At 71.9% G+C, this 18,505-nt stretch carries 17 protein-coding genes; 4 read left to right on the top strand and 13 right to left on the bottom strand.

What is annotated here, in order from left to right:
• Nucleotides 1-43: 43 nt before the first annotated feature.
• The 5 genes from OHS58_RS16710 to OHS58_RS16690 form a co-directional block, all read right to left on the bottom strand.
• Entirely contained in the window at nt 44-1,708 is a 1,665-nt protein-coding gene (locus OHS58_RS16710; protein WP_328648904.1) for a discoidin domain-containing protein, read from the bottom strand.
• A 141-nt stretch (nt 1,709-1,849) separates the two neighbouring features.
• Complete coding sequence (locus OHS58_RS16705; RefSeq protein WP_328648903.1) at nt 1,850-3,226, bottom strand: lamin tail domain-containing protein; 1,377 nt, start codon at nt 3,224-3,226, stop codon at nt 1,850-1,852.
• 159 nt (nt 3,227-3,385) lie between these two features.
• Nucleotides 3,386-3,925, bottom strand: a complete 540-nt coding sequence (locus OHS58_RS16700) for a CHAP domain-containing protein (RefSeq protein WP_328648902.1) — start codon at nt 3,923-3,925, stop codon at nt 3,386-3,388.
• A 175-nt stretch (nt 3,926-4,100) separates the two neighbouring features.
• A complete protein-coding gene (locus OHS58_RS16695; protein ID WP_328648901.1) occupies nt 4,101-4,997 on the bottom strand; it encodes an XRE family transcriptional regulator in 897 nt (298 codons plus the stop codon).
• Between the two features lie 10 nt (nt 4,998-5,007).
• Nucleotides 5,008-5,943, bottom strand: coding sequence for an XRE family transcriptional regulator (locus tag OHS58_RS16690; RefSeq protein WP_328648900.1), 936 nt, complete (start codon nt 5,941-5,943; stop codon nt 5,008-5,010).
• Nucleotides 5,944-6,282: 339 nt separating this feature from the next.
• Between OHS58_RS16690 and OHS58_RS16685 the strand changes: the two genes are divergently transcribed.
• Nucleotides 6,283-9,561: a trypsin-like serine protease gene (locus OHS58_RS16685; protein WP_328648899.1), complete on the top strand. Its 3,279-nt coding sequence runs from the start codon at nt 6,283-6,285 to the stop codon at nt 9,559-9,561.
• 36 nt (nt 9,562-9,597) lie between these two features.
• Here the strand turns inward: OHS58_RS16685 and OHS58_RS16680 are convergent, their stop codons facing one another.
• The 4 genes from OHS58_RS16680 to OHS58_RS16665 all read right to left on the bottom strand — a co-directional run bounded on the left by OHS58_RS16680 (nt 9,598) and on the right by OHS58_RS16665 (nt 12,308).
• The gene (locus tag OHS58_RS16680; protein ID WP_328648898.1) at nt 9,598-10,206 is read right to left on the bottom strand and encodes a GNAT family N-acetyltransferase; all 609 of its coding nucleotides are present in this window, start codon (nt 10,204-10,206) and stop codon (nt 9,598-9,600) included.
• Between the two features lie 23 nt (nt 10,207-10,229).
• Entirely contained in the window at nt 10,230-10,997 is a 768-nt protein-coding gene (locus tag OHS58_RS16675) for an SDR family oxidoreductase (protein WP_328648897.1), read from the bottom strand.
• A gap of 11 nt (nt 10,998-11,008) precedes the next feature.
• The gene (locus OHS58_RS16670; protein ID WP_328648896.1) at nt 11,009-11,917 is read right to left on the bottom strand and encodes an NmrA family NAD(P)-binding protein; all 909 of its coding nucleotides are present in this window, start codon (nt 11,915-11,917) and stop codon (nt 11,009-11,011) included.
• Nucleotides 11,918-11,999: 82 nt separating this feature from the next.
• Complete coding sequence (locus OHS58_RS16665) at nt 12,000-12,308, bottom strand: putative quinol monooxygenase (protein ID WP_326953866.1); 309 nt, start codon at nt 12,306-12,308, stop codon at nt 12,000-12,002.
• Nucleotides 12,309-12,400: 92 nt separating this feature from the next.
• Here OHS58_RS16665 and OHS58_RS16660 point away from each other — a divergent pair, with 92 nt between their 5' ends.
• On the top strand, nt 12,401-12,949 hold the full coding sequence (locus OHS58_RS16660; RefSeq protein ID WP_328648895.1) for a winged helix-turn-helix transcriptional regulator: 549 nt from the start codon (nt 12,401-12,403) through the stop codon (nt 12,947-12,949).
• Nucleotides 12,950-12,967: 18 nt separating this feature from the next.
• Here the strand turns inward: OHS58_RS16660 and OHS58_RS16655 are convergent, their stop codons facing one another.
• Entirely contained in the window at nt 12,968-13,906 is a 939-nt protein-coding gene (locus tag OHS58_RS16655; protein WP_328648894.1) for an AraC family transcriptional regulator, read from the bottom strand.
• Nucleotides 13,907-13,988: 82 nt separating this feature from the next.
• Here OHS58_RS16655 and OHS58_RS16650 point away from each other — a divergent pair, with 82 nt between their 5' ends.
• Complete coding sequence (locus OHS58_RS16650; RefSeq protein ID WP_328648893.1) at nt 13,989-14,807, top strand: NAD(P)H-binding protein; 819 nt, start codon at nt 13,989-13,991, stop codon at nt 14,805-14,807.
• 4 nt (nt 14,808-14,811) lie between these two features.
• Here OHS58_RS16650 and OHS58_RS16645 read toward each other — a convergent pair whose 3' ends face one another.
• The gene (locus OHS58_RS16645; RefSeq protein ID WP_328648892.1) at nt 14,812-15,951 is read right to left on the bottom strand and encodes an FAD-dependent oxidoreductase; all 1,140 of its coding nucleotides are present in this window, start codon (nt 15,949-15,951) and stop codon (nt 14,812-14,814) included.
• On the bottom strand, nt 15,948-16,661 hold the full coding sequence (locus tag OHS58_RS16640; RefSeq protein ID WP_328648891.1) for a TetR/AcrR family transcriptional regulator: 714 nt from the start codon (nt 16,659-16,661) through the stop codon (nt 15,948-15,950). The genes OHS58_RS16645 and OHS58_RS16640 overlap by 4 nt, the downstream gene beginning before the upstream one ends.
• Before the next feature lie 167 nt (nt 16,662-16,828).
• Here OHS58_RS16640 and OHS58_RS16635 point away from each other — a divergent pair, with 167 nt between their 5' ends.
• Nucleotides 16,829-17,674, top strand: coding sequence for a hypothetical protein (locus OHS58_RS16635; protein ID WP_328648890.1), 846 nt, complete (start codon nt 16,829-16,831; stop codon nt 17,672-17,674).
• A 25-nt stretch (nt 17,675-17,699) separates the two neighbouring features.
• Here the strand turns inward: OHS58_RS16635 and OHS58_RS16630 are convergent, their stop codons facing one another.
• Nucleotides 17,700-18,497, bottom strand: a complete 798-nt coding sequence (locus tag OHS58_RS16630; RefSeq protein ID WP_328648889.1) for a hypothetical protein — start codon at nt 18,495-18,497, stop codon at nt 17,700-17,702.
• Nucleotides 18,498-18,505 lie beyond the last annotated feature (8 nt).

Here is an 18,505-nt window from a genome sequence, read left to right as displayed (position 1 = left end):
GGCTGCGGCGGGAGTGGTGGTGCTGTTGCGGATCCGGGCGCCCTCAGCTGTAAGCCTCGAAACGGGCGATCTGTCCCGCGGGCCAGCCGGTGTTGCCGGTGCACGTCAAGCGCAGGAACCGGCGGCTGGTGCGGGGGACCGTGATCGTAACGCTGTTGCCCCGCGCCGGATCGAACACGTAGCCCATCGCGGGGGAGAGGGTGTCGAACGTGGTTCCGTCGGATGATCCGGACAAGGCCAGCGTCTGAGTCCGGGTGCTCCACGCGCTCGACGGTGGGACGGCCACCACGATCCGCGTCACCGCGGTCGATGCGCCCAGATCGACCTGCACCCACTGCGGGAACGCGTTGTTCGTGCTTTCCCAATAACTGTCGGCGTTTCCGTCGACGGCGTTGCCCGCGCCGTAGTTCTGCGTGTGGCTGCTTTCGGTCGTGGTGCGGCCGCGGGCCAGGTCGGTCGAGCCGCCTGTGGTCAGGTTCGGTGATGTCGGCCTCGTCGCCGTCAAGGGGAGCTGGCCCTTGAGCATGCGGCCGCCGTCGTTGGTGAGGCGCAGGTAGTAGTCCGACGAGCACGCCGTTCCGTCTTCGTCGAGGGCCAACAGGCCGGAGCCGGCGGGGGTCATCGATGCGTTCTCGGCGGTCTTCGCGATCTGGTTGCCTTCACCGTATTCGTCGAACATCGAGATGTAGATGCCCTGCACGCCGGCGCGCACCATGTTGTAGAACTGGCGCCACATGAAGTCGCCGTGGGCGCGCTGCCGGCCGGAGACGTCGCCGGGCAGCACGCACGGCTGGTAGTCGATGCCGTGGGCGTTGCAGTCGGCCTGGTCGGGCACCGTGAGGTTCTGGTACATCCAGTCCGAGCCCGCCGCGTCGCCGACCGCGCCGACCATCCACGGCGAGATCATGTTGAAGGAGCGGTAGACGTCGCCGAAGCCGGGCCGTGAGCCGCCGTCGCTGGTGCGCCATTCCCTTGGCACGCCGCCGATGACGTAACAACCCTGGCCCTTGAACCAGTTCACGACGTCGAGGCAGGTGTTCGCGTCCCACGGGTGGTTGCCGTCGTTGTACCCGAAACCCCAGATGCAGACGACCGGCTTGCCGTTCTGGCGGGCGTAGGCGGACGACGCCGTGTGCGCCGACATCTTCGCCGTCCAGTCGGCCTTCATCTCCGGCTGCATGTTCGCCCAGCCGGTGGCGTCGTACATGATGTAGAACTTCCGCCCGTGCGCCTCGGCGGCGCTGCGGACCTTGGCGGCCATCGCGTCGCGCGTCGGGCCCTCGCTGCTGTTGGGGTTGAAGCGCTGCAACGCGGCGGTATCGCAGCCGTTCTGCTGCATCCACAGGAAGTGCGTGTCCACGGTCTGCTGGTCGTAGGACGAGAAGAGCGTCGCGGGCTGGCCGTTGCCGAAGTTGGCGTATGCGGTCTGGTAGGTGCGGGTGTACTCGCGCATGTCGGGCCAGGCCTTGATCACGTTGTTGCCCGTCGACGGCGTCTGCCCCCAGTTCTGGCTCCAGTGCCACCAGCCGTTGATCGGCGCGCCGTCACCGGCGCAGGCGAACCAGCCCTGGTACCCGACGGTGATCTTGCCGACGACGTCCCCCGGCGCGCTGGCGGCGGACGCGCCGGGCGCGCCGGCGAGGGAAAGCGCTCCCCAAGCCGATGCCGCCGCGGCCGAGCCGATGAACGTCCTGCGGGAGATCGCCATTGCAGATCCTCTCGGCACCGTTGCACGAGTACGTGTTCCGGGAGGCGACTGTAGGCTTCCGGCCAAGAACTGGCAATACTCGGACCGATTTCAGAAAATTACGTACTGAAGTCTGCAAGAATTGTCGGAGACGGCGGCCGATCAGCAGCTGACGGTGCCCTTGCGCAGCGCGTGCCCGCCGTCGTCGCTGTCGTCGGACCAGTAGACGGGCTTGGTGCCGCCGGTGCACTCGCTCGCGCCGGCCAGGGCGAAGCCTTCGTTGTTGTAGTCCGGCATGCCGGTGGGCCGGTTGTAGACCGCGGTCGTCGCGAACGCTCCGGAGGAGTTCACGCGGAACGTCCGGTGCTGGCCGTGGCAGGTGTCGTCGCACACCACCCACAGGCGCGCGGCCTGCGGCTCCCACTGCACCTCCATGACGCCGCTCATCCCGCTGGCGAAGGACGCCACGCGGGTGAACGCGCCCGAGTCCTGCAGGACGTACCCGTGGACCATGCCGGTGCCCTCGACGCCGACGAAGAACACGCCGCCGCTGTGCGCGCCGTAGTGGCCGGGGTCGTAGGCCGCGCCGGTCGAGGCGTCGGCGAACCCGGCGCCGGTGAGGGAAGCGTCGGGAACCCAGGTGACGCCCTCGAAGCCGAGGTTGGCGCCCACCGGCGGCAGGTCCGCGGTCAGGTTCCACTCCTTCGTCGCGGTCAGCGTGGAGCCGGTGCCGCTCATGTCGTAGCGCAGCACGGACGTCCGGCTGCTGCCGGAACCGTTGCGCTCACTGGCGACGAACGCCGCGCCACCGGTGACCGTCACGCCCTCGCTGTCCGGATTGCCGGAGCCGCCCGGGAACCGCAGCGTCTTGCCCGACGACCAGCCGTTCGCGGTGTCCGGTTTCCAGCCGCCGGAGCCGTTGGGCAGCAGGCGCCACAGCTTTCCGGAGTTCTGCGCGGCCCACAGCACGCCGCCGTCCTGGAACAGGCCGCTGAGGTCCTCGCCGAAGACGTTCGACGCGTCGGCCGTCGTGATCGAGCTGCCGCCGGGCCACGCCACCGGCGCCGTGCCGGAGCCGCAGCTGTTCGCGGCGCCGAGCGTCAGCGGGGCCGCGGTGAGCGGGCCGGTCCCGTCCGGGCAGCGCGACCACGACGGGTCGGAGTGCTCGCTCCAGCTGACGCTGTCGACCAGCGTGGTGCCGTTTGCCTGGTAAAGCCGCGCTTTGTCCGACGAACCGAGCCCGAAGGAGCTGTGCACGTCGAACGCGCGGAACGCGCCGGGCGCCAGGGACGTCCCGGCGGCGATCTTGTACTTCGAGCTGTCCTGGTCGTCCTTGATGATCCAGCCCGAGACGTCGACGGCGGCCGTGCCCGAGTTGTACAGCTCGACGGAGTCGTTCACGCTGCCGGTGGTCACGACCTCGTTGAGGTGGACGTCCTGGGCCGCGGCGGCGTGCGCCGGGCCGCTCGCGCAGGCCGCGGCCAGCAGCGAACCGGCGACGAGGCAGAAGACGCGCCTGCGGGCACGGGATTCGGTCACGGTGTCCGTCCTCGGGGTCGGGATCCAGAGCCGGTTCAGCGTTCCGGGGCGGGCCGAACGAACGCCCTCCGGAAGGTGGGTTTCCCCTGAACGATGGCCGAACGTCCGTGGGCGCGCCACTCGCGTTCCGGTGATCGGGACGCGAGTGGCGCCCGATGGTCAGCCGTAGAAGTGGATGTAGCGGAAGTCGTTCTTGTTCACCGTGTGCCGCAGGTAGTGGCCGGTGCCGTCCCAGTTGTAGTCCTCGACGGTCACCTGGTTGCCGTTGACGCTGTCGACGATGGCGACGTGGCCGTACTGCCCGGCGTCGGTCTGCGCGGTCGCGCCCGTGGTCGGCGTGTTGTCGACGCGGAAGCCGTGGTTGCGGGCGTTGTCGTCCCAGTACTTGGCGTCGCCGTAGTTGTTCGCGCTCTTGCCGTGCCGGGCAATGTTGTACGCGTTCCACGAGACGCACTCGCGGTTGTACATGTTCCAGTCGTCGACCACCGAGTCCTGCGGGATGTTGCGCCACTTCGCGGGGTAGGTGTCGCCGATCGTGGCGGGCGCGGCTGGCGCGGCGGTGGTCCCGAAGAGCGAGGCCATCGACTGGGTCGTGTGGTGGACCGTGGTGGTCGCCGGCGCCGCGACCGCGGCCGGGGCACCGGCGAGCGCGACGCTCGCGGCGGCGGCGACCGCGAACAGGGTGTGCTTGACGGACATGGCAATTCCCTTCACCGGGGGAGCTGGGGAGACCGCAAAGAAAGGAGCTGGCCAGAACGGTAAAGGCGGCAACGGGAAGCGGACAGGCTAAGTGAACAACTGACGTGTCACCGTCTTGGCGCGGCGCACAACCCCAGGTCAACGGCCCGGTGACGGCGGCTGTAAACAGATTTGGCTACCACTCCCAGTTGACGCCGAGGATGCCCGGGTGCACGTCACGAGTGGCGAAAGTGACCGCGTGGCCGGAATCCACGGTTAATCGACGGCCTTGCGTGCGCGGCCCGCCCAGCTGCCGTTGTTCGAATTCCCGCGCGAGGCGGGGGATGCGGGAAGCGAATTGCACTTGGCAGACGTAGAGCTGCGCGGGCCGGGTGAACCGGTGGTGGTAGTGGTCGGTCTCGTGTCCCCGGCCGAAGCTCAGGGTGTAGGTCACCGCGGCGACGTCGCCGGCGGCCAGGGTCCGGTCGAGCAGGAGCTCACCCGCGGTCAGGCCGGTGGCCCGGTCGGTCAGCACCCGGCCCAGGGTGCAGGACTGCAGGTCCTCGTAGGTGGGATCGTCCTGCTCGGGCCCGTCGGCCTGGAAAAAGGTCATGATCCGGTCGACGCCGTCCAGCGCGGCCTCGGCGACCATGCGCACCCGCAGGTGCCGCTCACGGCTGTGGTCGTCGACGAACAGCGTGTCGTGGAGGGACCAGAACCGCACGTGGCCGTCCGGCGGCGGCTTCAGCTCCGCGGAGAGGGGGTGCAGCGCGGGCCACAGCCGGTGCCGGGCCAGCCGCTCGGGCGGCCCGCCCAGCCAGCGGCCGCGGGGTGCTTTCGGGCCCAGCAACGACTTGAGCGTGCCGGGGCGCACGTTGAGGACGTCTTCCAGGTGCGTGACGGCGTCCAAAGAGGTCTCGCGCTCCGGGCGGGAGCGACCCGTGCGCCAGTACGAGAGCGACGCCCGGGACAGCGTCACGCCGCGGGCGGCCAGGTGGCGCTGCAAGCGCTCCAGCGACAGGCCGGACTCGGCGATCGCGGCGTCCAGCGCGAGCGAGAACGCCGTGTGCGGGGACTCGAACTCCACGGACACGGGCGGTGCCTCAGTTCCAGTCCCACTGCAGGCCGAGCAGCCCCGGGCCGGCGTCGGGGACGGCCAGGTGCGCCGTCCCGGACCCGCCGATCCACAACGGTTTCCCCGGCTGCCGAGGACTGTTGAGGGTCGGCTGCCGGTACGGGACGCAGTGCGGTGGCACCTCGCCGGTGAACTCGACCTGCAGCAGGTACTGCCGCACCGGCCGGGTGAACCGCCGGTGGAACGACGTCAGCACCGAACCGCCGGGATAGCGCCAGGTGTACTCGACGACCGTGCGGTCACCCGCCGAAAGCCGTTGCTCCAGCAGGAGTTCGCACACCGTCGCGGTGCTCGCCTCCTGCGGCCGGGTCCGGCCCTGCCGGCAGTACCGCAGCTCACCCAGGACCGGCCGCGACGACTCCTCGGCCCATTCGTAGACGACGCACCGGTCCGTCCGGTCGGTCGTCGCCTCGAGCACCAGCCGCGTCCGGACCTCGCGCAGGCGGCGGCGCTGGTCCACGAGCACGTGCTCGTGGACGTCCAGGTACCGCACCTGGCCTTCCGGCGGCGCGTCGATGGCGGCGAGCGCCGGCCCGCAGGACGGCCACAGCCGCCGGCGGTCGACCGCGCCCGGTTCGGTTTCGGCGCCGCGGCCCCGGGGGCGCGGCGGGCCGAGCAGCACCACCAGCGACTCGCCGGGGAGCCCGATCAGGTCTTCCAGCGCCCGCACCGCGCGCAGCGACTCCTCGCGTTCCGGCCGGCTGCGGCCCCGCCGCCAGTAGCTCAGCGCGGCGCGGCTGACCCGCACACCGCGGGAGGCCAGCCGTCGTTGCACCTGCTCCAGGCTCAGCCCGCGGACGGCCAGCGCGTGGTCGAGCACCTGTGCGAAGGTGCCGTGCCGCAGCAGCCGGCGCAGCTCGCGGTCCACCGGCACGGCCCGCGTTCCCACCGCATTCCCGGCCATCGGACCTCCACAGCTCGCCACTCCGAGGGGTTCGCGGACCGTAGGCGGGTGATCGCGATCGGTGGTAGGGCCGAAGGGTGGAATCCGGGGCATAAGCGGCAATCCGCCCGGGGCGTGGCCGCACTGAACGCGTCCGGACCTCTGTGGACAACTGGCTACGGCACGGGCCGCCGACCTGCGGCGGAACCCGGCGCGAACCGGTTCACTGTGAACGGAACTGAACGTTCACGCAGGGATTCTCCGGGTGACGGCCCGTGATTAGCGTTCGGCCGGTCTCCGGCGTCGACTGCATCCGGTGTGCCGCAGGAAACGTCGCCACTCCACTCCCGGAGGAAACAGATGTCCCCCTTCCCCAGCGCCAGGAGAGCGGCCGCCGCGGCGACCACCTTCCTCACCGCTGCGGCGCTGCTGGCCGTCGGACCGCCAGTAGCGCACGCCCAGAACACCCGGGTCCCCTTGCCGGACAGCATCGCGGCGCCGGCGGGCGCGCACCGGGACGCCGCCGTCGCGGGAGACCGCGGCGTCGGGATCGCGGTGGCGCTGCGCCCGCACGACGAAGCCGGCCTGAACCGGTTCGTCGCCGCTGCCGGCGACCCGCGCTCACCCGGCTACCGCCACTACCTCACCAGTGCGCAGTACAACGCGCGCTTCGCCCCGACCGCGTCCGACGTCGCGCAGGTGACGGACTTCCTGCGCGCCCAAGGCTTCCGGGTGACGTCGGTGGCGGGCAACCGCCAGGTCGTCGACGCCACCGGCACCGCCGACGCGGTGAAGGCGGCCTTCGGCACCTCGCTCGGCGACTACACCGGCGCGGACGGCGCGCACTTCTACGCCAACGACGCGGCGCCGTCGATCCCGGCCGCGCTCGGCGGGGTCGTGCGCAGCGTGCTCGGCCTGTCCGACCGCCCGGTCGCGCACCGCGCGAGCAGCCCGGCGATCAAGCAGGGGCCGGCCGGTCCCGGCGGTCCCGCGGGCGGCTACACACCCGCGCAGTTCCGCACCGCCTACAGCATGACCAAGCTGTCCGGGTCCTACACCGGCGCGGGCCAGAACGTCGGGCTCATCGAGTTCGACGCGTTCAAGCAGGCCGACATCGACGCCTGGACCAAGAACTTCGGCCAGCCGTCGGTGACCCCGAAGGTCGTGCCGGTCAACGGCGGGGTGTCCCAGCCGGGCAGTGACCAGCTCGAAGTCACCCTCGACGTCGAAGCGGTGGCGGCGACGGCTCCGGGCGCGGCCCAGACCGTCTACGAAGCCCCCAACAGCGACGCCGCGTGGGTCGACGAGATGGCCAAGATCGCCAGCGACAACAGCATCACCATCCTGTCCGGGTCGTGGCTCAACGGCGAGAAGTGCGAGTCGTCGCCGATCAAGGCGTCGCACGACTCCTACACGCAGATGGCCGCCCAAGGCATCACGATGCTGTCGGCGTCCGGCGACTGGGGCGCCACCGGCTGCGGCTACCAGGGCGACAACAGCACCGTGCAGGCCGACTTCCCGGCGAGCGACCCGCTGTTCACCGGCGTCGGCGGCACGCAGCTGCGGACCAGCGACAGCGCGGGGACGTACCAGGCGGAGTCGTGCTGGAACCAGGGCGGCAGCGGCAACACCCGCTCCGGCGGTGGCTACTCGCAGATCTACGCGAAGCCGTCGTGGCAGCCGGGCAGCAGCCAGTTCCGTTCGGTGCCGGACGTCGCGCTCGACGCCGACTACGGGGCCGGCGCGCTGTCGGTGTACATGAACGGCGGCTGGCAGGACGTCGGCGGCACCAGCCTCTCGTCCCCGCTGTGGGCCGGGTACGTCGCCATGGTCAACCAGAAGGCCAAGGGCCAGGGCAAGAGCACGGTCGGCGCGATGAACCCGGCGATCTACGCGGTCGCGGGCTCGGCGCAGTACGCGTCGACCTTCCACGACGTTACCAGCGGCGGCAACGGCACCTACAACGCGGGCACCGGCTACGACCTGTGCACCGGCTGGGGTTCGCCGCAGGGCGACAACCTGGCCGACCCGCTGATCAACGGCACCGCGCCCGCCCCGGCGAACGACTTCTCCGTGGCCGCGTCACCGGCGTCGGTCAGCGTGGACCCGGGCCAGCCGGTCACGACGTCCATCACCACGAGCGTCACGAAGGGGAGTGCCCAGGACATCGCGCTGTCGGCGGACGGGCTGCCCGCCGGCGTGACGGCGTCCTTCGCCCCGGCGACGGTCACCGCGGGCAAGTCCTCGACGCTGACCCTCACCGCGGCGGCCTCGGCGGCGTCGGGCACCACGTCGGTCACCGTGACCGGCAAGGGCCCCGACGTCACCCACACCGCCACGGTTTCCTTGACGGTCAACGGTTCCGGCACGGGCGACTTCTCCCTGGCGCTGTCGCCTTCCTCGGCGACGGTCAAGGCCGGCCAGCCGGCGAAGACGACGGTCAGTGCCACCGCCACCGCGGCCGCGCACCCGAGTGTCGTCGGCGGTGACACGACCACTGTGGACCAGTACCCGTTCATGATCTCCATGCGCCGGGAAGGCAGTGTCTTCCCGGGCAAGCAGTCGTGCAGCATGGCGCTGGTCGGCCCGCACACGGTCGTCGGCGCGGCGCACTGCCTGCTGGAGAACTCCGGCACGAAGTGGTTCGTCTACGGCGCCACCAACCTCAACGACACCGGGTTCCGGGCCGACATCAAGGCGTCCTGGACCGATCCCGACTACACCGGCTGGCAGACCGGGCACGACGTCGCCGTCATCACCCTCGACAAGGACGTCCCGGTCCCGGCCGGCATCCAGTACCCGACCATCGCCACCGACGACTCGGTGAACGCGCCGGGCACGATGGGCCGCGGCATCGGCTGGGGCAAGACCGGGCAGAACACCTACTCGGACGTCCTGCGCACGGCCGAGTTCCCGGTCGCGAAGGACTCGGACTGCGCCCAGCACGTCGACACCACGCAGTACCGGTCCGACGGCTCGATGCTCTGCACCGGCTACGCCGACGGCCACAAGGGCGTCTGCGTGGGCGACAGCGGCAGCCCGTTCCTCGAAGGGAACCGGATCGTCGGGTTCTTCTCGTGGATGTCCAACGCCTGCAACACCTACGGCGTCTACGCCCGGGTCACGACCTACGCGGCCGAGATCAAGGCGCACCTGGACGGGACGACGGCACCGGGCGGGATCGCGCTGAGCGCGTCCGGGCTGCCGACCGGGGCGGCCGCGGCGTTCGACCCGTCCTCGATCGACGCGGGCGGTTCGTCGGCCCTGACGATCACGACGAGCGCGTCCACCCCGGCCGGGACCTACCCGATCACCGTCACCGGGAGGAACGCGCAGAAGACGCACACGGCCACCTTCACCCTGACCGTGCAGACCGGTAGTTCCGGGCCGGTCAAGGTGACCGATCCCGGCTACCAGTTCGTCCACGGCCAGGCGGTGAACCTGCAGCTCAGGGCCACCGGCGGCACGGGCAGTTACACGTGGTCGGCGACCGGCCTGCCGCCCGGGCTCGCGCTCGACGCGCGGACCGGGCTGATCACCGGCACCGTGACCAGGACGGGCAACTACACCTCGCCCGTCACCGCGACCGACAGCGCCGGCGCGGCCGGCAGGGTCTCGGTCAGCTGGCTCGTCTACTGAGGAACCGGGGGCCGTCGCCGATGGCGGCGGCCCCCGTCAGACGGCGCGGGCGAGGTAGGTGACCGACGGGTGCTCGACGCCGAGGTCGTGGAAACCGAGCCGGTCGTAGAACACCCGGGCCTGCCGGTTGGCCGTGGGCATCACCAGGTGCACACCCGGCACCGCGCGCTCGGCCAGCGCCGCCAGGTATGCGGTCATCAGCGCGCGGCCGTGCCCGCCGCGCTGGTGGTCCGGCAGGATGTCGATGTGCAGGTGCGCCGGGTAACCGGCGACTTCCGGGCGCACCATGTCCTCCGGCGCGTGCAGCACGCCGAGCATCTCCTCGGTCGGCGTGGCGGGCGGACCGGACGGCTTCGGGTAGCGGCCGGTGACGCCCGGCAGGTACTCGCGCCGGTGCCGCCCCGCGAAGGCCGGGGTGTCCGCGGTGCCGACGAGGTACCCCACGGCCGTGCCGTCGCCGCGGTCCAGGACGAAGGCCAGGTCGGGCTCCAAGTCCAGGTAGGGCGCCAGGAAGATGGTCGGCAGGAGGTCCTGGTCGGGGTAGACCTCCCGCGCGTCACCGCCGTCGTGCCCGGTCCGGACGCACACGTCGAACAGTGCGGCCCGGTCGTCCGGGTGGTAGGTCCTGATGCGGGGTCCGGCCATGGAACCGATCATGGCACGGACGGCTACCAGTCGATGCCGGCCGCCAGGAAGGGCGCGTCTTCCGGGGCCTGTTTGCGGGCCCGCAGGACGCGCTCGGCGGGGGCGCCGACCGGCACGCGCAGCGGCGGGTCGGGCTTCTCGATCGTGTCGGCCACCGCGATGGCGACGTCCTCGGCGGTGATCGTCTCGCCGCGCAACGTGCCGAGCTGCCGGTACAGCGGAGCGTACGGGTCGTCCTCGTCGACGAACACCTTGGCGCGCTCGGCACCCCCGGTCGTCACGGCGCCGGGCTGCGCGATGCTCACCTTGACGCCGAAGTGGCCCGCCTCGATGGCGAGCGTCTCGGCCAGCGCTTCCAGGGCCCACTTGCTGGCGCCGTACGGGCCGATCAGCGGCAGCACCACCCGGCCCTGGATGCTCGAGACGAAGACGAGGTGCCCGGCGCCGCGGGCCCGCATCGCCGGGAGCACGCCCTGGGCGACCCGCAGCGCGCCGACGGTGTTGAGCTGGAAGAGCCGTTCGAACTCCGCGAGCGGGACGGTCTCCAGCGGCGCGCGCACGGTGGCGCCGGCGTTGCTGACCAGGACGTCGATCTCGCCGGCGTCCCGGAGGGCCTGATCGACGCTGTCCTGGTCGGTGACGTCGAGGCGCAGCCGCTGCGCGACCGGCAGCTCGGCCAGCGTCTCCGGGCGGCGCGCGGTGGCGATCACCCGGTGCTCGCGGCTCGCGAGTTCGAGGGCGATGGCGCGGCCGATGCCTTGGGAGGCGCCGGTGATGAGAACGGACGACATGGTGGTTCTCCTCAGGGAGCGGGGACGAAGTTGGGCCCGCTGGTGTCGAAGGCGGCTTTGTTCTCGAGCACGAACTGCCCGACGGACTGCGGCGCGCGGCCGCCGATCTTCTCGACGTGGTCGTTCGTGCCCGCGAACACGCCGTCGCGGTAGTCGATCGCGACGTTGCTCAGGTGCTGGACGAGGTGCGCGGGAAAGTCGCGGTGCGTCATGGATGCCGCGAACTCCTCGACGCCGATCGGCTCGTAGTGCACCGGAATCCCGAGCGTCGTGCCGATGGCCGCGGCGATCTCGTGGTGGTCCAGCTCGACGGGCCCGTGCAGCGGATAGACGGCGCCGTCGTGCGGCTCGGGATCGGCGAGCACCGCGGCGATCACGCGCCCCTGGTCGGCCGCCGAGATGGGTGCGTGCCGGCCCTCGCCGAACGGGAGCCGGAGGTGGCCCTCGCCGTCGCGCAGCTCCCACCACGTCGAGAGCCACTCGGCGAAGAACGTCGGCCGCAGGTGCGTCGTGAGCAGGCCGGTCCGGTCCAGCAGGCGCTCGGCGAGCCAGTGCTGCCGCGCGGCGTTGCTCTTCGCCTCGCGGCGCGCGGAGATCTGGGACATGCCGACGACGGACCGGACGCCGGTTTCCGTGGCCGCTTGGGCGAAGTTGACCGTCGCGTCGAGCAGGCCGTCGCGGATGGGGTAGACGAAGTAGGCACCGCTGACGCCGTCGAGCGCCGCGGTCACGCTGTCGAGGTCCAGCAGATCGCCGTGGACCACTTCGGCACCGGCCGCGGCGAGCGCGCGGGATCGATCGTCGTCCCGGCGGACCATCGCCCGGACGCGGTGACCGCGTCGCAGCAGGAGATCGGCCGTCACGCTCCCGGTCTTGCCGGTGGCGCCGGTGATCAGGAACAGCCTGTCGTCGTGGGTCATGTCAGGTCCTTTCGTGCGGCGGTGCGCCGGTTCGGTCGACGGCGGTCACCGTCCACTTGCGACAGTCTCAGCAGGCCGGTGCTCACCGGGCGGCGGCGTTCTCGCCGACGAGGGTGCCGCGCATCAGCCACGTCGGGCCTTCGGCGTACGCGCTCGCCTCGGCGAAGAACGCGCCGAAGTACGGACCGGCGGCGTGGGTTTCGAACGCGGCGATGTCGGCGTAAACCTCGTTGAGGTAGAAGACGGCCGGGTTCTCGGCGTCGGCGATGACCTCGAACCGGTGGGAGCCGGGTTCGTGGGCGAGGGAGTCGCGCGCGGTCTTGGCGGCCGCCCGGACGAAGTCGTCGCGGTGCTCCGGCCGGACGGTGAAGGAGACGAGGAACTGGTACACGGGACGACCTCTTTCTGTAGTTCATTCACTGAACTAGCTCACCGTAGCACGAGGGCAGTTCACTGAGCGAACTGCCGGTGTACGCTCGGGGCATGGCTCTTCCCAGCACCTACGCGGACCGCAACTGCTCCCTGGCGCGGGCCCTGGAAGTCGTCGGGGAGCGGTGGACGTTGCTGATCGTCCGCGACGCGTTCTTCGGGGTCCGGCGCTTCGGCGACTTCGCCACCCGGCTCGGGATCCCGCGCGCCGTCCTCACCAGCCGGCTGAAGGCGCTCGTGCAGGAAGGCGTGCTCACCCGCGACGAAGCCGCGGGCGGGGTCGTCGAGTACCGGCTCACCGGCAAGGGTGTCGAGCTGTGGCCGATCGTGCGCGCCCTGATGGGCTGGGGCGACGCGCACTACTCGCCGGCCGGGGCGAAGCGCACGGTCCGGCACGACGCCGACGGCGGCCTGCTCGACCAGGACGGCCGCTGCGCGGACTGCGGCGTGGTCGTCCCGGTGCCGGACATCCGCGTCGAACCCGGCCCCGGTTACCAGCCGTCGGGCGTGGTCCTCGATCCGCTGTCCGCCGCGATCAACACGCCGCACCGGCTGCTCGAACCGGTCACGGCGCGCGTCGGCGACGCCGGGCCGAAGGACTGACTCGCGTGTGCGAACCGGTCACGGCGTTCTGACGGCGCGCCGCCAGGCCGAGGGGCTGACGCCGCGGACGCGTTTGAACGCGACGCTGAAGGCGAAGGCGTCCTCGTACCCGACCTCCCGGGCGACGGCGGCGACCGTGACGTCGCTGTCGCGGATCAGGTCCGCCGCGACGGTCATCCGCCAGCCGGTGAGGTACGTGAGCGGCGGTTCGCCGACCAGTGCGGTGAAGCGCGCGGCGAACGCGGCGCGGGACAAGCCGGTCTCGGCGGCGAGCGCGGCGACCGTCCAGCGGCGGGCCGGGTCCTCGTGCAGCAGCCGCAGCGCGTCGCCGACGGCGGGCTCGGCCAGCGCCCGGTACCAGGCGGGCGGCGCGGCACCCGGCCGGGCGCACCACGCCCGCAACGCCAGCACGAGCACCAGGTCCAGCAGTCGGGCCAGGACGGCGTCCTGGCCCGGCTCGTCGCGGCCGGCCTCGGCGGCGAGCAGCGCCAGCGCGCCGCCGGTGCGCGGTCCGGCGGGCACGATCGCCAGTGGTGGCACCATGTCCAGCAGCCGCCCGCCCGCGTCGCCGCGGAGTTCGTAGCCGCCGCGGAGCATGGTCGTGGCGCCGGGCAGGCCGTCGCCGTACGTGCGGGGCGCCCGGGTCCGCTGGTCCTCGGCCTCGCCGCCGTCGGGGAAGTGCTTCTTCCCTTGCCGGATCACGAATCGGGCCGGCGTCGCCGGGTCGTCGGCGATCGTGTGCGGGCCGGGCCCCTTGACGAGCGCGATGTCGCCGGCGGCCAGCCGCACGGGGGCGGCGTCGTCGAGCCGGATCGACGCGGGGCCGCCGAGAGTGGTCAGGATGGTGAGCGGCGGCGGGTCGGCGTAGGTCACCGCCCACGGCGGCCGCTGGATCAGCTGCCGGACGAGCGCATGGCTCGCGCGGGCCCGGTCCAGCAGATCACTCAGGACGTCCACGCGACTCACGGTAGACGATCACAAAGGTATCCACGACGTTCTCCCATGGATCGTCCACGTCCTGCAGAGTTGGCTTCCGGACATGACGAACACCCTGATCCTCGGCGGCACCGGCAAGACCGGCAGCCGCGTCGCCCGGCACCTGAAGGACGGCGGTCACCCGGCGAGAGTGGCGTCGCGCACCGGCGGATTCGACCTGGGCGACGCGACGACCTGGGCGTCCGCGCTCGACGGCGTCACCGCCGCCTACGTCGTGGAACCCGACCTGCGGGCGAGCGGCGACCGCATCCCCAGGTTCGTGGCCGCGGCGGTTTCCGCGGGCGTGCGACGGCTGGTGCTGCTGTCGGCCGGCGGCGTCGGCGAGGCCGGCGAAGGCCATCCGCTCAAGGCCGCCGAACAGGCCGTGCGCGAGTCCGGTGCCGAGTGGACGATCCTGCGGCCGGACTGGTTCGCGCAGAACTTCGGCGAGGGCCCGTGGCTGCCGGAGATCCTCGCCGGCACCCTGTCCCTGCCCACCGGCGACGGCCGCACGCCGTTCGTCGACGCCGGCGACATCGCCGAAATCGCGGCGTCGGCCCTGACCGGCAGCCGGCACGACGGCCGGACCTACCAGCTGACCGGCCCCCGGGCGCTCGGCTTCGGCGAGGCGGTCGACCTGATCGGCCAGGCCACCGGACGCGTGGTCCGCCACGTCGACGTCGCCCCCGAAGTCCACATCGGACAGTTGGTCGCGAACGGTGTCCCACCCGGTGTCGCCCAGCTGCTCACCGGGATCCTGGTGGCCATCCGCGACGGCGCGGCGCCCGCGCCGACCGGTGACGTCGAACGCGCCCTCGGCCGGCCGGCCCGGTCGTTCGAGGACTACGTCACCGAAACGGCCGCCGCGGGGGTGTGGACCTGACGGCCTACCCCTGGTCCATCCCCGAGAAGAACTCGGCGATCTCCCGGGGCGCCGTCGGCGTGAAGCACCACGCGAGTCCTTGCGCGGACCCGTGCGCGGCTTCTTCGGCGCGCGGGAACATCGCCGTTTCGTACTGCGTCAGGGCGGTTTCGACGTCGTCCGGGTGCTCGATGATCGCGCGGGCGAGGTCGGCGCCGTCGATCAGGGCGAGGTTCGCGCCCTCACCCGCGTACGGGGACATCACGTGCGCGGCGTCGCCGACGAGCGTCACGCCCGGGACGCGGGCCCAGCGGTGCCCGGCCGGGAGGCCGAAGATCCGGCGCGGCGTGATCGTGTCCTCGCAGTGGCGGATGAGGTCGGTCAGCTCCGGGGCCCAGTCGGCGAACTCCTTCAGCAGGGCGTCGCGGGCCGCGGCCGGATCGGTCCAGTCGACGCCGCCGGTGGACAGCCAGTCCTCGGGGACGCGGAAGGAGGCGCCGAGTTCGATGTCGTTTCCGCCGTGGCCCAGGAGACCCTTGTTGTCGGACAGCGCGAAGACCATGCCGGGCCCGATGAGCGCGGCCAGTTCCGGGTGCCGCGCCGGCGCGTCCGGGATGCGGATCTCGACGTGGGAGACCCCGCAGTACTCCGGGGTCGCGGCCGACAACAGCGGCCGCACCTTCGACCAGGTGCCGTCCGCGCCGACCAGGAGACCGGTGGTGGTCGTGGTGCCGTCGGCGAAGGTCAGCTCGTGCCGGCCGTCGCCGAGGGTGCGGGCCGCGGTGACCTTGTGGTCCCACACGATGCTGCCGGGGTCGAGTGAGCCGACGAGCAGGTCGCGCAGCACGGTCCGGTCGATCTCCGGCCGGCCGCCTTCGCCGCCGTCGGGCCCGGCGTCGACGAAGACGTGCGCTTTCTTGTCGAGGACGCGCACGTGTTCGCCCTGCGGGTGCGTGTGACGGCGGAACTCGTCGTACAGACCGGCTTCGCGCAGGGCGAGCTGGCCGGTGTCCTCGTGGATGTCGAGCGAGCCGCCCTGGCGGCGCGCGCCGGCGGTGGCGTCGAGTTCGTGGACGGTGGCGGGAATCCCGTGGTTCTGGAGGATGCGGGCCAGCACGAGGCCGGACAGGCCGGCGCCGACGATCGTGACGGAAGAGCTGGTCATGGGAGGTCCTGTTCCGGTGCGGGAGGGGGGTTCGCGGCGAGGATGCCGTCGAGCAGGACGTCGAAGGCCCAGTCGCTGCGGGAGCCGCCGTCGCCGGAGACGAGCGCGGCGCTGAGCGGCGCGATGTGCGGGTACCGCGCCGCGTCCACGGTGGTGATCTTCGTGGCGAGCGCCGACAGCGCGGCGGCTTTCTCGGTCTTGGCGGCCGGGGCACTGAACTCGACGGCGACCGCGGTGGGGAACAGCAGGAGCAGGTCGACACCCCAGGCCGCGGCCCGGTCGTGTGCGCCGCCTTCCTGGAGCAGCGCGAGGACGGTGTCGACCAGCGCCAGGTAGTTCGGGCCGCTGGGTTGTGTGGACAGCGCCATCCGGGCGATCCCCGGATAGCGCATCAGCAGCTGCCCGTAGCCGGACAGCAGCCCCTTCACCCGGTCGCGCCAGGTGCCGGGCCCGGTGACCGACGGCCGAAGCTCGCCGAGGAGCACGTCGAGGATCTGCGCGTGTAGGTCTTCGGTGTTCCGGACGTAGACGTAGAGCGAGGCGTGCCCCGAGTCGAGCGCGGCGGCGACGCGGCGCATCGTCACCTTCTCCAGGCCTTCGTCGCGCAGGATGCCGAGCGCGGTGTCGATGATCCCCTGCCTGGTCAGGGCGGCTTTCGCCGGCCGCTCACGGCGGCTGCGGGGTTCCGGGGTGTCGTCGGCGGGGGGCATGACGCCACCGTAGCACGACCATGGTCGTAGCGACCATGGTCGTTGAGGTGGGCGGGCCGGACCGCGGGTTCCGCGTTCGTGCTCATTCCCTTGCGCAGCCGTGAAATCCGTCGGTTTCCGGTGTTACGGTCCGCCGCGGCAGTCGAATCCACATCCCGGAGGCGCAAGTGGTGGCGAAGCGTTGGTTCCTGGCCCTGGTGGCGGCCGTGCTCGGTCTCGCCGCCCTGGCCGCGCCCGCGTCGGCGGCGGTGCAGGTGGCCCAGGTGGCTCAGGTGGCGCCCGCCGGGTGCACGACTTCCATCCAGTGGGTGCAGCAGGGCAACAACTACTTCTACGGCCTCGGCAACCTGCAGTGCACTTCCGGGCGCTACCGGGCGAAAGCGGTCTGCATCAACAACCAGACCGGTGCCGGGTACGTGAACTACGGCACCCAGGTCGTCACCGCTCCGGCGACCGCGACCGTGCTGTGCAACACCGGGAACTCGGCGCAGGCCGTCTACGCCGTGACCGATCCGCTCGACGCCGGGGTGCCCGGGTGCGTCTCCTGGGTCGAGTGGGTCAACCAGGGCGGCAACAACCTGTTCTACGGCCGCGGCCAGGCGCAGTGCGACACCGGGCGCTACCGGGTCAAGGCGCTGTGCAAGAACGAGCAGACCGGCGACTACTACATCCTCTACGGCACCCAGGTGGTGACCGCGCCGGCCGCCGTTTCCGTCACCTGCAACACCGGGAACACCGCGCAGATCGTGCAGGCCGTCGCCGATCCGGCCGCCGCCGGCCTGGCCGGGTGCATGACGTGGAGCGCGTGGATCGTCCAGGGCAGCACGCTCTACTACGGCCGGGGCAGCGCCCAGTGCGACAGCGGCCGCTACCAGGCCCGGCTCGCCTGCCACAACCTCCAGACCGGCCAGGACTACGTCGTCTACGCCCCGGTCGTCACGGCGCCGGCGACCTCGACCGGCACGTGCCTGTCCGGCAACTCCGCCACCGCCGTGACGACGGTGGCGGCCTGAGCGGCCGTCTTCAGCGCGCCGCGGGTCAGGTCCCCAGCTTCTTCAGCAGCTCGGACAGGTCCACGACCTGGTCGCCGGGCGGGGCCTCGATGGTCACCGGCTTGCCCCATTCGCGGTACTCGGTCGTGCCCTTGACCGTGGGGCCCGGCTGCTCGAAGCCGGGGGACAGGTCGACCGCGAACCGCACGGGCCGCAGCGCCGCGTCGAGCCACAGTTCGGCGGGGAGCTTGCCGGTGATCGGCGCGGCGGGCTTCCCGTCCAGCGGCACCCGCGTGAACTCCGGGAAGAGGTCCGGCGCCTTGGTGGGGTCGAGCTCGAGCCGGTAGTGGTTGGCCGGGCCGGTCCGGTCGGCCGACACGATCCGGCCGGTCCGTTCGATCTCCGCCAGGGCCCGGCCGAGGTCGGGCAGCTGCACGATCGTCGGCACCGCCACGCCCGCCGCCTGGGCCATCGGGTCGGGGCTGTCCGGGTCGGTGCCGACCCACGGTTTGCCGGGGATCGCCGCGCCCGGCGAGCGGGTGTAGGTCTTCTTGCCGAGTACCCGGACCTCGCTGCCGTCGAGCAGCATCGTGAGGCTGCTCGTGGAGCCGTCGAAGCGGAGCGAACCGGTGACGCTCTTGGTGTCGGGGCCCACGACGGCGTCCGTGGTGAACGCCGCGGACGGCGCCTGGGCGATCCCGGCCCGCGCCGCCGCCACCAGCTGGGCGACGTCGGTGACCGGCGCCGTGAGCGCGGGTGCCGGTGGTGGTGCGCTGCCGGGTCCCGGATCGCAGGCCGTGAGCGCGAAAACGGCCATGGCGATGATCGGACCGGTCTTCCGCACGGTTCCCC

The sequence above is a fragment of the Amycolatopsis sp. NBC_00348 genome (assembly GCF_036114655.1).
Classification (GTDB): domain Bacteria; phylum Actinomycetota; class Actinomycetes; order Mycobacteriales; family Pseudonocardiaceae; genus Amycolatopsis.
The sequence above is the reverse complement of the archived record's forward strand: the minus strand, read 5'-3'. Positions and strand labels throughout refer to the sequence as shown.

Excerpts from the sequence above, each read along its gene's own strand:
- OHS58_RS16640 (WP_328648891.1), bottom strand. The coding sequence starts at position 16,661 with ATGCCCCCCGCCGACGACACCCCGGAACCCCGCAGCCGCCGTGAGCGG.
- OHS58_RS16700 (WP_328648902.1), bottom strand. The coding sequence starts at position 3,925 with ATGTCCGTCAAGCACACCCTGTTCGCGGTCGCCGCCGCCGCGAGCGTC.
- OHS58_RS16685 (WP_328648899.1), top strand. The coding sequence starts at position 6,283 with ATGTCCCCCTTCCCCAGCGCCAGGAGAGCGGCCGCCGCGGCGACCACC.
- OHS58_RS16670 (WP_328648896.1), bottom strand. The coding sequence starts at position 11,917 with ATGACCCACGACGACAGGCTGTTCCTGATCACCGGCGCCACCGGCAAG.
- OHS58_RS16645 (WP_328648892.1), bottom strand. The coding sequence starts at position 15,951 with ATGACCAGCTCTTCCGTCACGATCGTCGGCGCCGGCCTGTCCGGCCTC.
- OHS58_RS16675 (WP_328648897.1), bottom strand. The coding sequence starts at position 10,997 with ATGTCGTCCGTTCTCATCACCGGCGCCTCCCAAGGCATCGGCCGCGCC.
- OHS58_RS16650 (WP_328648893.1), top strand. The coding sequence starts at position 13,989 with ATGACGAACACCCTGATCCTCGGCGGCACCGGCAAGACCGGCAGCCGC.
- OHS58_RS16690 (WP_328648900.1), bottom strand. The coding sequence starts at position 5,943 with ATGGCCGGGAATGCGGTGGGAACGCGGGCCGTGCCGGTGGACCGCGAG.
- OHS58_RS16660 (WP_328648895.1), top strand. The coding sequence starts at position 12,401 with ATGGCTCTTCCCAGCACCTACGCGGACCGCAACTGCTCCCTGGCGCGG.
- OHS58_RS16680 (WP_328648898.1), bottom strand. The coding sequence starts at position 10,206 with ATGGCCGGACCCCGCATCAGGACCTACCACCCGGACGACCGGGCCGCA.
- OHS58_RS16710 (WP_328648904.1), bottom strand. The coding sequence starts at position 1,708 with ATGGCGATCTCCCGCAGGACGTTCATCGGCTCGGCCGCGGCGGCATCG.